This window comes from Nocardia sp. CA-120079 (assembly GCF_050955745.1).
Taxonomy (GTDB): Bacteria; Actinomycetota; Actinomycetes; order Mycobacteriales; family Mycobacteriaceae; genus Nocardia.
In genome coordinates this window covers 64,713-79,065 of sequence record NZ_CP192088.1, presented here as the reverse complement: position 1 = coordinate 79,065, position 14,353 = coordinate 64,713, and the positions used below count along the sequence as shown (strand labels likewise).

Here is a 14,353-nt window from a genome sequence, read left to right as displayed (position 1 = left end):
TCGACATCTTTAAAACTCCCTGGTCAGCCACGTGCCGCCTTGAATGGTCACAGCGCCTCGTCGACATCTTTAGAACTTTTTGGTCAGCCACGTGCCGCCTCCATAATCGCCTCGTCGACGTCCGTGCCGTTCTTCTCGGCCTCGGAGATCGCGAGCAAAACCTTCTTGTATTCGCGCGGCATAACCTTCACGAAGTGGTTCACCTGCTGGGACCAGTCGCTCAGAATGCGTTCGGCGACAGCCGAACCCGTCTGATCGCGGTGTTGGGTGACGATGTCGCGCAGCCAGGTGAAGTCGTCACCGGCGAGCTGCTCGACCGCGTCGGCCTGCTCGGGGTTGAGCTTTGCCTCGAAGGTGCCGTTCGGGTCGTAGACGAACGCGACACCGCCGGACATACCGGCGCCGAAGTTGCGGCCGGTCTCACCGAGGATGACCACCCGACCACCGGTCATGTACTCACAGCCGTGGTCACCGACGCCCTCGACCACCGCGGTGGCGCCGGAGTTGCGCACGGCGAACCGCTCGCCGACCACACCGTTGATGAAGGCCTGGCCGCTGGTGGCGCCGAACAGGATCACGTTGCCCGCGATGATGTTCTGCTCCGCGACGAAGTCGGCCGGTGCGTTCAGCGACGGGCGCACGATCAGGTGGCCGCCGGAAAGACCCTTGCCCACATAGTCGTTCGCGTCGCCCTGCACCCGCAGCGTGATGCCGGCGGGCACGAACGCGCCGAAGCTGTTGCCCGCGGAACCGGTGAAGGTGATGTCGATGGTGTCGTCGGGCAGGCCCGCGCCACCGTAGAGCTTGGTCACCTCGTGGCCGAGCATGGTGCCGACGGTGCGGTTCACGTTCGTGATCTTGGTTTCGAACTTCACCGCTTGGCCGCGCTCGAGCGCATCGGCGCTCTGCGCGATCAGCTGCACGTCCAGCGCCCGGTCCAAGCCGTGGTCCTGGCTCTTGGTGCAGTACCGGTCCTGGCGCATGAATGCCGTCTCGACATCGTCGAGGATCGGCGACAGGTCCAGCTTGCTGGCCTTCCAGTGCGCCTTGGCCTGGGAGGTGTCGAGCATATCGACCCGGCCGATGGCCTCGTCCAGGGTGCGGAAGCCCAACTCCGCCAGCAGTTCCCGTACCTCTTCGGCGATGAACAGCATGAAGTTCTCGACGAATTCCGGCTTGCCGGTGAAGCGTTCGCGCAGCACCGGGTTCTGCGTCGCGACACCGACGGGGCAGGTGTCGAGGTGGCAGACCCGCATCATGATGCAGCCCGAAACCACCAGGGGCGCAGTGGCGAAACCGAATTCCTCGGCGCCGAGCAGTGCGGCGATCATCACGTCGCGGCCGGTCTTCATCTGGCCGTCGACCTGCACGACGATGCGATCGCGAAGTCCGTTGAGCAGCAACGTCTGCTGGGTCTCGGCCAGGCCGAGCTCCCAGGGACCGCCCGCATGCTTGAGCGAGGTCAGCGGCGAGGCGCCGGTACCACCGTCGTGGCCGGAGATCAGCACCACGTCCGCGTGCGCCTTCGACACACCGGCCGCAACCGTGCCGACACCTGGCTCCGCAACAAGTTTCACGTGAATCCGCGCCTGCGGGTTCGCGTTCTTCAGATCGTGGATCAGCTGCGCCAGATCCTCGATCGAGTAGATATCGTGGTGCGGCGGCGGCGAGATCAGGCCGACGCCCGGCGTCGAGTGCCGCACCTCGGCGACCCACGGGTACACCTTGTGCGCGGGCAGCTGACCGCCCTCACCGGGCTTGGCGCCCTGCGCCATCTTGATCTGGATATCGGTGCAGTTGGTCAGGTAGTGCGCGGTGACACCGAAACGACCCGAGGCGACCTGCTTGATCGCCGAACGCCGCCAGTCACCGTTCTCCTCGACCTCGAAGCGGGCCGGATGTTCGCCGCCCTCACCGGAATTCGAGCGACCGCCGAGGCGGTTCATCGCGATCGCGAGGGTCTCGTGCGCCTCGGAGGAGATGGAGCCGTAGCTCATCGCGCCGGTGGAGAACCGCTTGACGATGGCGCTGGCCGGTTCGACCTCATCGATCGAAATCGGCTTGCGCTCACCGGTCCGGAATTTGAACAGACCGCGCAGCGAGGCCAGCCGCTCGGACTGATCGTCGACCAGCTTGGTGTACTCCTTGAAGATCGAGTACTGACCGCTGCGGGTGGCGTGCTGCAGCTTGAAGACGGTGTCGGGGTTGAACAGGTGGTATTCACCCTCGCGCCGCCACTGGTATTCACCGCCTACCTCGAGCTCGCGGTGCGCGCGCTCGTTGCGGTTCTCCAGGAACGCCACGGTGTGCCGGGCTGCCACATCGGCGGCGATCTCGTCGAGGCCGATGCCGTCCAGATGCGAACGCAGGCCGGTGAAGTACTCGTCCACCAGTTCCTGCGACAGGCCGATCACCTGGAACAACTGCGCGCCGGTGTAGGAGGCGATGGTGGAGATGCCCATCTTGGACATCACCTTCAGCACGCCCTTGCTCGCAGCCTTGTTGTAGTTCGCGACGGCCTTGCGGTAATCGGCGGCCAGATCGCCGGTGCTGCCCGGCATCTGGAGCCCACCGCGCTCGAGCAGATCCTCGATGGTCTCGAAGGCCATGTACGGGTTGATCGCGGCCGCGCCGAAGCCGACCAGCATGGCCATGTGATGCACCTCGCGGGCGTCACCGGCCTCGACGACCACGCCGACCATGGTGCGAGTGCGCTCGCGCACCAGGTGGTGGTGCACCGACGAGGTCAGCAGCAGCGACGGAATCGGCGCCAGCTTCTCATTGGACTCGCGGTCGGACAGCACGATGATCCGCGCGCCGCCCTCGATGGCGGCCGAGACCTGGGTGTTGATGGCCTCGAGCGCCTTGCGCAGGCCCTTGCCACCCTTCTTCACCGGGTACAGACCGTGCACGACCACCGAGCGCAGCTCCGGATGCGAGCCGTCGTCGTTGATGTGGATGAGCTTGGCCAGCTCGTCGTTGTCCAGAATCGGCTGCGGGATGGTGATCTGGTGGCAGGACTCCGGGCCGGGATGCAGCAGGTCGGCCTCCGGGCCGAGGGCCCGGCGCAGGCTGGTCACCACTTCTTCGCGGATCGCGTCCAGCGGGGGGTTGGTCACCTGTGCGAACAGCTGGGAGAAGTAGTCGAAGAGCAGCCGGGGGCGCGAGGACAGCACCGCGATCGGGGTGTCGGTGCCCATCGAGCCGAGCGCCTCACCGCCGGTCTTGGCCATCGGCGAGATCAGCAGGTTCAGCTCTTCATTGGTGTATCCGAAGATCTGCTGGCGGATCAGCACGCGATCGTGCGACATGTGCACGTGCGGACGGTCGGGCAGGTCGGCCAGCTTGGTCACGCCGGCATCGAGCCATTCCTGGTACGGGTGCTCGGCGGCCAGCTGGCTCTTGAGCTCCTCGTCGCCGACGATGCGGCCCTGCGAGGTGTCGACCAGGAACATGCGGCCCGGCTGCAGCCGCACCTTCTGGACCACCTTGGCCGGATCGATATCGAGGACACCGACCTCGGAGGCCATGACCACCAGACCGTCATCGGTGACCCAGATGCGGCTGGGGCGCAGACCGTTGCGGTCGAGCACGGCGCCGACCACGGTGCCGTCGGAGAAGCACACCGATGCCGGGCCGTCCCACGGCTCCATCAGCATCGAGTGGTAGCGGTAGAACGCCCGCCGCTGCGGGTCCATGTTCTCGTTGCGTTCCCAGGCCTCGGGAATCATCATCAGCACCGCGTGGGGCAAGCTGCGGCCGCCGAGGTGCAGCAGTTCCAGCACCTCGTCGAAGCGCGCGGTATCACTCGCCCCCGGGGTACAGACGGGGAAGATCTTCTGCAGGCGGTTGTTGCCGGCCTCGTCGATGCCGAAGACATCCGAGCGCAGCAGCGCCTCGCGGGCGCGCATCCAGTTCTCGTTACCGGTGACGGTGTTGATCTCACCGTTGTGCGCGACCCGGCGGAACGGATGCGCCAGCGGCCACGACGGGAAGGTGTTGGTGGAGAACCGGGAGTGCACGATGCCGAGGGCGGACTCCATCCGGCCGTCCTGCAGGTCCAGGTAGAACGCGCGCAGCTGCGGAGTGGTGAACATGCCCTTGTAGACGAAGGTCTGACCGGACAGGCTCGGGAAGTACACCGATTCCTTGCCGACCGCGCCCTCGCCCGCACCGGCCTTGCCCAGTTCGTGCTCGACGCGCTTGCGCACCACGTAGGCCCGGCGCTCCAGATCCATGCCCGACAGCTGCTCGGCCGAACCCTTCGGCGAGCCGATGAAGATCTGGCGGAAGGTCGGCATGGCGTCGCGGGCCAGCGCACCCAGGGTGGACTCGTCGGTGGGCACCTCGCGCCAGCCGAGCACGGCGAGGCCCTCGGATTCGACGATGCGCTCCAGGCCGTAGGCGGCCTTGGTCGCCTCGCGGCGGGCCTGCGGCAGGAAGGCGATACCGGTGGCGTAGGAGCCCTCCGGCGGCAACTCGAAATCGACCACGGCACGGAAGAACCGGTCCGGAATCTGGATCAGGATGCCGGCGCCGTCACCACTATTGGGTTCGGCACCTGCGGCACCGCGGTGCTCCAGGTTCAACAGAGCCGTAATAGCCTTGTCGACGATGTCGCGGCTGCGGCGGCCGTGCATGTCGACGACGAATGCGACACCGCAGGCGTCGTGCTCGTTCGCCGGGTCATAGAGCCCGATGGGTCCGGGGGACCTGTGGCCAGGAAGTTGCGTCATGCCTCTGCCTTCAAGAAAGTCGGCCTCGATGAATCGGCCTATGGGAAAGGGGCCTTTCGTCGATTGCCTCCGTCAAGACTGCGCCTGTACGTTGCGAAACCAGCCGCGCTGATGGTCTTCTTCGTGCAGTCACGTCTCCAGTTGTCCACCCGCTGCGATGACGTAGGGGTGCTCGTCGGTAACGGAACGCTTACGTGTCCCTTACCTCCGCACGGGTGCGCGCCCGCTACGCTTGGGCACCGGTTTTCCGAGCCCGAGCGGGCGCTATTGCCGAACATTGTTGTGTTCGGCATTAAGAGCAAACGATAAGTCAGGTCCTGGGCCCAACCAACTTAGGTCGTGCTAATAACCGGGTCTAGCTGGGCTTCTTCAATTGGTCCTCCACGTGTGCGCGTCGTCCAGTGTAAAGCAGCGAACGCGGTGCGATCGATCCCCTTGGCACCGGGTGCCAACCAGCGAGAACGGGTGCCCAGTACCCGCACCACGCCGCACGCGACACCCCGAGAACCGGCGCTCACCTGCATCGAAGTGGATTTCCCCTGCTTCGGTCGGGGCAAACCCGATCCACGGTGGCTAACTCGCAGGCGGGCTGGATGAGAGATTTCCGACAGGGGTGTGACAAGCACACAACCCGATCCGACCGTCCGGACTCTTTTGCTCTATGTGGGATTCAGCACATTTCCAGCAATCGAATTCGAGTGGTTTACAACACATTTACCTCGGGCGACACCAGGTGCCGACGACTTGCGGCTTGCGGCACACCCGTCTAGGGACCGCACAGCGCGGCGGCGGCACGGACCAGCGCCGCCTGATGCAGCGCATCGCGGCCGGAGGCGAGCATCCCGAAAACGGGCGATGCCAGGCGCACGACACAGTTCGGACCGGTGAGCTCGGCGCGGCGCAGTACGAGTTGGTCGACGATTTCCAGATTCACCCGGTCGATCACCGGACGCACCGACGCCAGGTCCGGCGGCGTGCCCGGCGCCGCGGCCGGATCGAAGCGCCACCGGGTGACCAGACCGCGCTGGACGATCTTGTTGGCCTCGATCTGTCCGAAGAACACCTGATAGATCCAGCTTTCCGGAAGTCCGCGGTCGGCGCCGAGGCGCACCATCGCGCCGTACACCTGCGCTTCGCGTTCCGGATCGTCGATCGAGGGCCTGCCGCCGTTCTGCGCGGCCGTCGCCCATTTGGCCGCGGCGACGGCGTCGGCGGTATCCAGGCGTTCGGTCACCAGAGCGACGATGCGATCCAAGGCCGGATCGTCATCGAGTGTTTGCGCACGGCTATCGGGGGCGGCCATCAACAGAGCAGCTGCCACACACAACAAAACCCTTGCCGAGCCTCGGAAAAACACTCGCAACACCCCGTTCGTCGGCTCTTTCCGGTGCGGTCATTCCTGCCAGATTAAGGGTGAGCGGGCGCACAAGTCGGGCGGTCATACCAAATCTGTGAGCCTGACCACATCCCGGGCCGCGTGCTCGGTGTGTCGCGGTCGGGCCTGTCACGCTGTGACAACGAATCAGTGACAGCTTCGGCGGGTTTTCGAGCGACCTGCAAGCAGTCGCTAGCGGGCCGCCACTTTGACTTGGGATGTAGAGGATGTGGGATCCCATGACAGTCACCGGCTTGTTCACCTGGCTCGGTGGAGGTGTCGGGCGCGAGCAGGGTGGGACCGAACTCGACTATCCGCATGAGCGGGCGGATTATGCCGTGAGCGGCGCCGTGGTACTGCTGTTCGCGGCGGTGGCCGGGATCGTCGGCACGATCGCACTCGCCGCGGTCGATGCCATGCCGCTGTCAGCCATCGTGTTCGTCGCGCTCGTCGTCGCACTGCTGGCGGGTACGGTGGCCCGTGCCCTGGCGACCGCACGACCCGCCGGTGGACCGGATCGCCGCGGCCTCGCCGGACGGATTGCGGTCGCGGTGGTGGCCGGGGTACTGGTCGCAGAACTCGCTTCGACGGTGCTGTTCGGCGGCACCGTCGATCGGCTGCTCGATGAAAAGGCGCAGCGTGCGGTCGATTCCGCACCTGCGGTGGTTACCGCGCGGACCGAACTGGACCGCGCCAAGGGCGATCGCGCCGCACTGGACCAGTCGATTACCAAAGCGCAGGCCGATATCGACCACGCGCTGGTGATCGCGCGCTGCGAATACAACCCGACGCCGGAATGCCCGCAGACCCGGATCACCGGTGTGCCCGGTCGCGGTCCCGAATCGCAGACCGCCAACGCGATGCTCGACGACGCGCGCAAGCAGTTGGCCGCGGCGCAGGATCGGGTCGCCGGACTGGACCAGCGGATCACCGAGGACCAGAAGGCCCTCGACACCGCCGGTTCCGCCGCCTTCGCCGAAGCCGATCGCGGCCTCGGCGCGCGCTGGCTGGCCATGAACGACTACACCACCGGTACGGCGGGCGCATTCCTGCTGCGGGTGCTGAGCATCCTCACCTTCGTCCTGCTCGCGCTGCTGCCGCTGATCATGCGGTGGTGGCGCGGGGAGACCTCACTCGATCGGCGACTGGCCTTCCACACCGTGCAGGACCGCGCCGAACGCAGCGCCGACGCCGCCATCGCGGTGAAACGCGCCGAGGTGCGGACCGAGGCCGAAAACCTGCGCACCGAACAACAATTGACCGCCGCCCGACTGGCCGTCGAGGCCGATACCGCCATCGACCGGGAGCGTCAGCGCACCCGGATCATCGCCGCCATCGGCGGATTGGAAATCGGCATCACGGACCCGGGACGCGGTGAACTTCCAGCCGGAACGGCTGGCGACCGAGAGGACAGCTCCGTGTCTCATGAGGTGACCCCCAATCTTCCGGCCACCGTGAGTGCGGGCGCGCTCGCACCGACCGGCGGTGCAGGCGCGGTGGTACCGCATACCGCCTCGGCCGCACCCGCCGCATCCAAGAGCGGCGGCCTGGAACTTCCGCTGATCGGCACCGTGCCGTTCTCCGATACCGCGGCCCGCTTCATCCGACCGCTGGTGCCCGCGTTCGTCGCCAATGCGCTCGACACCGCCACCCACCCGCTGCGCACCGCCCGCCAGGCGTTCGAAGAGGTCGAGGAGATCACCTTCACCCTGCGCCGCACCCGCAAGGTGACCGTCGACACCCAGGATTCGCACGCCCCGGCCATGACGCAGCCCGCGCACCCCGGCTACCAATTGCCCGCCACCCCCGAGTCCTGGCACGCCCAACGCGTCGCAGCCACTGTCGTCGACGCGGACTACACCCAGAACCCCCACTCCCAGGGCTACAACCTTTCCCAAGCCGACCGCCACGACGAACTCTCGACCCGCCCCCGCAACGAACTCCCGGGCCACCGCGGCCCAAGGGAACTGCCGCCCGCCAACTGATCCGCACGATCCAGCAGCCGGTTCATGGCCGTCCGAGACCGGACGCCCGAGGATCAACCGCCGTGTCCACGTTGGTGTACCGAATGTTCGGCGGGTGCTATGCGGTGCCAACTGCGGGCCGCAGTCACTCCGGGGGAACTGCTGCCGCCAACTGGCCTGCACGATCCAGCAGCCGGTTCGTGCGGCCTGACCGATGGCGCCATCGGAGGCATGAGTCCCTTCGATCGGCCGCGGTAACCACATCTGGTTCACCCGGCCTTGTGCGACGGGCTCGGTGGGGTGCCCTGCTGTCGGCGGAAGTCGCGGCCCGGTTCGAGAGGCTGCCGCCAAGCTCGACCGGCGGCCGCTCGATGCCGGCACCGCTGACTGCCGTTGACACCACCGCGGCGCATAGTCTGCAACGCATGCCCGACAGTGACTTGCGGACCGTGCCGGATGCGGGGGCTGCCCCGTGGGGGTCGCGGCTGCTCGGGTCGGCCGGGGAGTCGGCGGGGAAGCGGCGGATTCGGGTGCAGTTGCTGCTGACAGTGCCGTTGTTGATCGCGAATGTCACCGGGATTACGGTCTCGATCGCCTTGATCGGCTTCGTACTGCCCGGGCCGACGGTGTTCACCCGGCGGCTGGTGCTGCTCAATTTCGTTGCGACACCGCTGTACGGGGTGCTGGCGCTGCTGATCGGGATGTGGTGGGGCACGACCCGCGGGCTGCGTGCGTTGCGTTGGGCCATCGATCCGGATCAGGTGCCGAACGAGGCGGAACAGATCGCGGCCACGCGGGTGCCGATACTGCTCGTAGGGTGCCAGGCGGTGCTGTGGCTGGGCGGGATGGCGCTGCTGACCACGCTGTACGGACTGTCGGATCCGGCGCTGATTCCGAAAATCGTCTTCGGCATCGGGATCAGTGCGATCGTGGTTTCCGCCAACAGTTATCTGATCATCGAGTTCGCGCTGCGACCCTCGACCGCCCGGGTATTGGAGGCGGCCGCCTCACGACAGCGGCGCGGGATCGGTGTCTTCGGCCGGTCGATTCTGGCCTGGACGCTGGGCTCCGCGGTGCCGGTCGCAGGCTCTATGGTGCTCGCGATCATGGCGCTGACCATGGACACCGTGAGCACGGCGCGGTTGGCGGTGTGCATGCTGGCGCTCGGCGGAGCCGGGCTCTGCTTCGGTCTATTGCTGATGGCGCAGACGCTTTCGGCGACGGTCGCACCCATTCGAGGTGTGCGGCGCGCGCTGCGTCGGGTGGAGGACGGCGATCTCGATGTCGCGGTCACCGTGTACGACGGCACCGAATTGGGTGAGCTGCAAAGCGGATTCAATCGCATGGTGGCGGGATTGCGTGAGCGCGAACAGATCAGGGATCTGTTCGGCAGACATGTCGGCCACGAGGTGGCGGAGGCGGCGCTCGAGCGCGAGCCGAATCTCGGCGGGGTGGAGCGCGAGGCGGCCGTGCTGTTCATCGACATCATCGGCTCGACGACCATGACCGCCACCCGACCCGCCACCGAAATCGTCGCCATCCTGAACAGTTTCTTCGAGATCGTGGTCGACGAGGTCGAAGGGTGCGGCGGCCTGCTGAACAAGTTCCAGGGCGACGCCGCACTCGCCGTCTTCGGCACGCCGGCACCGCTCGACGACGCGGCGGGCACGGCCCTGTCGTGTGCCCGCGCCATCCGAAACCGCTTGACCGCCAAGGCCTCCGATTTCACCGCCGCCATCGGCGTTGCCGCGGGCCGCGTCGTCGCGGGCAATGTCGGCGCGCACCAACGCTACGAATTCACCGTCATCGGCGATGCGGTCAACGAGGCCGCCCGACTCTGCGAACTCGCCAAATCCGACCCCAACCGCCTGCTCACCTCGGCGTCGACCATCGCCGCCGCCGATCCGTCCGAGGAGACGTACTGGCTGCTCGGCGAGTCCGTCACCCTCCGCGGCCGGATAACACAGACCCAACTGGGCAGGCCGCTGTAGGAGCCCCGGCTGACCGGGTGAAACCAGCTATCTGAGCCGCTGTCTCCGCGCCCGGCACCGGCGACCAGTCCGCGGACGCGGCCCGCTCGATGGCGGCTGCCCTGGCCGAGTGAGTATTCGACCGCGTCGGCGAACGCTCCAGGAACGGCGGTTGGCCGCCTCCGAGACCCCGCCGCTCGTGGTGACCGGGATCTTCGCGACAGTGGCGAATCTCCTCGGCTGCGATGGGCTACCCGCGTGTCCTCCGCAACCGGAAGGCCACCACAGCAGCGATCAACAGTACGACGGCCGTGGCGATAGCAGCCGCGTGGACGCCCGAAACGAAGGCTTCGTGCACCGAGGTCAGGAATCCATCGGCCACCGATTCCGGCAGCTGACGCGCGAATTCGGTAGCACCGCCGAGGGATTCCGACGCCGCCTCGGTTTGCGCACCTGGAACCTGGGACAGATCGAGCCCGCTGCGGAACACCGCCATGGTCACGCTGCCGAGGATGGCGACACCGAGAGCGATGCCGCTCTCGTAGGCGGTCTCCGAAACCGCCGCGGCGGCACCGGCCCTTTCGGCAGGAGCCGAACTCACCACCAGATCGGACGAAACCGTCAGCGCCACACCAACACCCGCCCCGATGAACAGGAACCCGAGGATGAACGGCACCGTACTGGTCGCCGCATCCGGGCTCAGCCACAGCAGCAGCGCCGCACCGACCGCGGCGAGCACCAGCGCACCACCCAGCACCACTCCGGGACGCAGCACCCGAACCATCCACGCCGCCGCGAGCGAGGCGAATACGCTCGCCCCGAGACCGGGCAGCAGCAGCAATCCGGCCTGCATCGGCGAACGCCCCAGCACCAATTGCAGATACTGCGAACCGGAAAACAGCACACCGGCCAGCGCGAATACCGCAAGCCGACTGGTGAGCACCGCAGTGCGGAACCTAGGCAATGCGAACAGCTTCAAATCGAGCATCGGATGTGCCAGACCGCGCTGCCTGCGCACGAACAGCACACCCGCGATCACGCCGATCGCACCGATCACCAAGAGCCGCGGGCTCATACTGTGCGCCGCGGACTTCCTTGACCGCGTACACCACCGGCACCATGGCCAGTATGGACAGCAGCCGGCACCATCGATGCCAAGTCCGGCCCCGAGACGGACGAGGTGCAGCAGGCGCTATCGGACATGATGAACAGTTGGTCGCAGGGCCTGGATACCGACATCGAGGATCCGGTGCGGGCCGACATCATTCGTTTGGTCGGCGACGGCGTTTACCTGCGCGCGCTGCTCGGTCTCGCGCCGGTCGACCCGACGCGGTACCGAAAAGTCGTGGACCGACTGCTCGAGCGTTGATCCCCCGTATGTTGCGCCCCACCTGGCGGGTCGCCGACGGCTAGACTCGGCCGCGTGTTACCAGCCGCCGAGCCGGCCGGTGCCGTCGGGGCGGGGAACGATCCGGTGCCAACCTCCCCTGGAACGACGGTGCCGATCCGCCCACTGAGCTTTCGCGAACTGCTCGACGAGCCGTTCGCGCTGATCCAGGCGAATGTCGTCGTGCTGGCGGGCACGACCGCGGTCGGACTCGTCCTGGCCGAACTGCTGGTCGTCGCGGTCACCGCCGGGATCTCCTATCTGACCGACGGCTCCGACGCGGGCACCGCGGGGGCGGCGATCCTGTCGACAGCGGCCGCCGCCTGGTTGCTGCGGTTCCTGCTGCGCGGGATGACGGTCGCCCACGGACTCGCGACCGTCGCCGGATCGCCGATCGGCTGGCGCACCGCGCTGGGTCGGGTGGGTGCGGTCGCGGGTCCGCTGTTGGCCTTCCACGTGCTGTTCACGATGGTCGGCATCGGCGTGCTGATCGTCGGCAGCCTGCTGATCATCACCTATCCGTTCGCGCTGATCTGGCTCGGCTATCTGCGCGCCGGACGGTTCGTCGCGGTGCCGGTGATCTTCGTCGAACGGACCACCCATGCCGGTGCGGTCGCGCGCTCGAAGCTGCTCGTCCAGGGGGCGCAGTCGTCGATAACCGGATTGTGGTTCGCCTGCCGCGCCCTGGTCGTCCTCGTCGCCGTGCCGCTGCTCGGCATTCCGTGGTACCTCTCGGATTTCACCGGCACTCATCGCTGGCAGGTCATCGTCCTGCTGTCCACGTCGACGCTGTTGATCATCGCCTTCGGGGAGGTGGTCGAGTCGGCGACGCGGGTGGTCTCGTATGTGGATCGCCGGTGCCGCCGTGAGGGGCTCGATATCCGGGTCCCCGGGACGGATAAACGATGACAGAACCCACGGCCCCACCGCCGACCCCGCGACTCGGACCCGCGGACGCCCACCGCGACGCCGCCGAAAACGCCGCACTGCACCGAGATTTCGATACCGCGCTCCGCGAGCGGTTCCGCGCGGTACTACGCGGCCTGGAACAGCGCGGCATGCTGGAGGTCCGCCGCTCGCGGACCGCGCGGGAAACCGCCGACGACGCGACCACCGCGCTACCGCTCGAGCATGCGAGCGAATTACACCCGGCCGCACACAGTTTCGACGAGGTCGTGTACGGCGGCCGCCGCGCCACCGAGGACGAATACCGCCGCCTCGAATATGCCGACCGCTACTCGCGCAGCGCCCCACCGCCCGCACCGGAACCGGTCGAAGCGACGATCACCGAGAAGACCAAGGCCCGCAGACAACTCCCGCCGCTACCGGACCTGCTGCGCAATCCGAAATTCTGGGCCGCGCTGCTCGCCGCCATCGCGCTGATCGTGCTGCTGTACGCGGTGTTGAATTCGTGTGCCGCGCCCGCACCGCATAAGCCGACACCGCCGGATATCCCGCCGCCCAAACCCCCCGAGCACCATCCGGATGACAACCGCGACGACTCCGGCTTCGGCGCGGGCCAGGATTCCATCTTCGGCAGGCTGCCCGCACCGGTCGCCTTCGGTGGCCTGCAATTCCTCATAGCCGCGGCCGTGCTGGTGTGGTGGCGGGCGCGTCGTCGCGGGACGCTGGTCGGCGAACCGCGACCCGTGGAAGTGGCCGCGAACGAGCTGCTCGGCGGCCAGGCTGCGCTCTATCGCCGGTCGAAGGACCACGAGCATGTAGCGACCCGGCTGCGCGCCGCCACCCTGCGCCGCATCCGCCCGATGCTCGGCGTCGGCACCGATGTCACGCCGGACCGGCTTGTCGCGACCGTCGCCGCACGGACCCGGGTCGATCCGGCCATCGTCGGCGCCGCGCTGTACGGACCGGTGCCCGATGCGAGCACCCTGCAACTCGTTGCCACACAACTCGAATGGATAGAGGCGGAGGTCGGATGACCAGCACGGACACCAACCACACCCCGACCGCCGAGGAGGCGGGCGCCGCATTCGCCGCACTGCGTGCCGAGATCGGCAAGGCGGTGATCGGCAACGACACCGCGATCATGTATCTGGTGCTCGCCCTGCTCTGCCGCGGCCATGTGCTGCTGGAAGGCGTTCCCGGCGTGGCGAAGACGCTGCTGGTCCGTGCGCTCGCGACGGCCCTGGATCTGGAACACGCCAGGGTCCAGTTCACCCCGGACCTGATGCCGGGCGATGTGACCGGTTCGCAGATCTACGATCCGCACACCACCGAATTCACCTTCCGGCACGGCCCGGTCTTCACCAATCTGCTGCTCGCCGACGAGATCAACCGCACGCCACCGAAAACCCAATCGGCGCTGCTGGAATCGATGGAGGAGCGTCAGGTCTCGGTGGACGGTAAGCCGCAGCCGCTGCCGGACCCGTTCGTCGTGGTCGCCACCCAGAATCCGATCGAACAGGAGGGCACCTATCCGCTGCCGGAGGCGCAGCTGGACCGCTTCCTGTTCAAGGTCGATATCCAATTGCCCGGGCGCGACGACGAATTCCGCATTCTGCAGCGGCACGCGGGCGGCTTCGATCCGCGCGATCTGACCGCCGCCGGTCTGCGTCCGGTCGCGGGACCGGCGCATATCGCCGCGGCGCGGGCGGCGATCACCCGGGTCACCATCAGTCCGGAGGTGCTCGCCTACACGGTGGATATCTGCCGGGCCACCCGCAACTCCCCCGCGGTCCAGCACGGTGCGTCCACCCGCGGCGCGACCGCGCTGATGGCGGCCTCGCGCGCGTTCGCATGGCTGAACGGTCGCGGGTTCGTGACCCCGGACGACGTGAAATCGGTTGCGGTCGCGGTACTTCGGCATCGGCTGCATCTGCGGCCCGAGGCGGAGTTGGACGGTGTGACGACCGAGGGCGTCATGTCGTCACTGCTGCTTTCGGTTCCGGTTCCGGTGTAGC

9 protein-coding genes are annotated in these 14,353 nt (G+C 67.2%); 6 read left to right on the top strand and 3 right to left on the bottom strand.

The features are described 5' to 3' along the window. Window positions 1-83: 83 nt before the first annotated feature. Complete coding sequence (gene gltB / locus ACQPYR_RS00365) at window positions 84-4,736, bottom strand: glutamate synthase large subunit (RefSeq protein ID WP_433626190.1); 4,653 nt, start codon at window positions 4,734-4,736, stop codon at window positions 84-86. 766 nt (window positions 4,737-5,502) lie between these two features. Next, window positions 5,503-6,057: a gamma subclass chorismate mutase AroQ gene (gene aroQ / locus ACQPYR_RS00360; RefSeq protein ID WP_433626187.1), complete on the bottom strand. Its 555-nt coding sequence runs from the start codon at window positions 6,055-6,057 to the stop codon at window positions 5,503-5,505. 293 nt (window positions 6,058-6,350) lie between these two features. On the opposite strand from aroQ, the gene ACQPYR_RS00355 reads away from it, so the two are divergent. Beyond that, the gene (locus ACQPYR_RS00355; RefSeq protein ID WP_433626185.1) at window positions 6,351-8,096 is read left to right on the top strand and encodes a DUF4407 domain-containing protein; all 1,746 of its coding nucleotides are present in this window, start codon (window positions 6,351-6,353) and stop codon (window positions 8,094-8,096) included. A 404-nt stretch (window positions 8,097-8,500) separates the two neighbouring features. Further along, the gene (locus ACQPYR_RS00350) at window positions 8,501-10,066 is read left to right on the top strand and encodes an adenylate/guanylate cyclase domain-containing protein (RefSeq protein WP_433626182.1); all 1,566 of its coding nucleotides are present in this window, start codon (window positions 8,501-8,503) and stop codon (window positions 10,064-10,066) included. 229 nt (window positions 10,067-10,295) lie between these two features. Here ACQPYR_RS00350 and ACQPYR_RS00345 read toward each other — a convergent pair whose 3' ends face one another. Beyond that, complete coding sequence (locus ACQPYR_RS00345; RefSeq protein WP_433626180.1) at window positions 10,296-11,120, bottom strand: MFS transporter; 825 nt, start codon at window positions 11,118-11,120, stop codon at window positions 10,296-10,298. A 126-nt stretch (window positions 11,121-11,246) separates the two neighbouring features. Between ACQPYR_RS00345 and ACQPYR_RS00340 the strand changes: the two genes are divergently transcribed. From ACQPYR_RS00340 to ACQPYR_RS00325, 4 genes are all read left to right on the top strand, one after another. Beyond that, the gene (locus ACQPYR_RS00340) at window positions 11,247-11,414 is read left to right on the top strand and encodes a hypothetical protein (protein ID WP_433626177.1); all 168 of its coding nucleotides are present in this window, start codon (window positions 11,247-11,249) and stop codon (window positions 11,412-11,414) included. A 105-nt stretch (window positions 11,415-11,519) separates the two neighbouring features. Continuing rightward, window positions 11,520-12,341 carry a hypothetical protein gene (locus ACQPYR_RS00335; RefSeq protein WP_433626176.1) on the top strand — a complete coding sequence of 274 codons (822 nt, stop codon included), beginning with the start codon at window positions 11,520-11,522 and terminating at the stop codon, window positions 12,339-12,341. Then, on the top strand, window positions 12,338-13,372 hold the full coding sequence (locus ACQPYR_RS00330) for a DUF4129 domain-containing protein (RefSeq protein ID WP_433626174.1): 1,035 nt from the start codon (window positions 12,338-12,340) through the stop codon (window positions 13,370-13,372). Before ACQPYR_RS00335 ends, ACQPYR_RS00330 begins: the two co-directional genes overlap by 4 nt. After that, window positions 13,369-14,352 (top strand): AAA family ATPase, encoded by a 984-nt coding sequence (locus ACQPYR_RS00325; protein WP_040685688.1) that lies wholly within the window; start codon window positions 13,369-13,371, stop codon window positions 14,350-14,352. The genes ACQPYR_RS00330 and ACQPYR_RS00325 overlap by 4 nt, the downstream gene beginning before the upstream one ends. Window position 14,353: the final 1 nt, after the last annotated feature.

What these genes read in the sequence shown, in the direction of transcription:
- ACQPYR_RS00350 (WP_433626182.1), top strand. Translation starts at nt 8,501, where the DNA reads ATGCCCGACAGTGACTTGCGGACCGTGCCGGATGCGGGGGCTGCCCCG.
- ACQPYR_RS00330 (WP_433626174.1), top strand. Translation starts at nt 12,338, where the DNA reads ATGACAGAACCCACGGCCCCACCGCCGACCCCGCGACTCGGACCCGCG.
- ACQPYR_RS00340 (WP_433626177.1), top strand. Translation starts at nt 11,247, where the DNA reads ATGATGAACAGTTGGTCGCAGGGCCTGGATACCGACATCGAGGATCCG.
- ACQPYR_RS00325 (WP_040685688.1), top strand. Translation starts at nt 13,369, where the DNA reads ATGACCAGCACGGACACCAACCACACCCCGACCGCCGAGGAGGCGGGC.
- ACQPYR_RS00355 (WP_433626185.1), top strand. Translation starts at nt 6,351, where the DNA reads ATGACAGTCACCGGCTTGTTCACCTGGCTCGGTGGAGGTGTCGGGCGC.
- ACQPYR_RS00345 (WP_433626180.1), bottom strand. Translation starts at nt 11,120, where the DNA reads ATGAGCCCGCGGCTCTTGGTGATCGGTGCGATCGGCGTGATCGCGGGT.
- gltB (WP_433626190.1), bottom strand. Translation starts at nt 4,736, where the DNA reads ATGACGCAACTTCCTGGCCACAGGTCCCCCGGACCCATCGGGCTCTAT.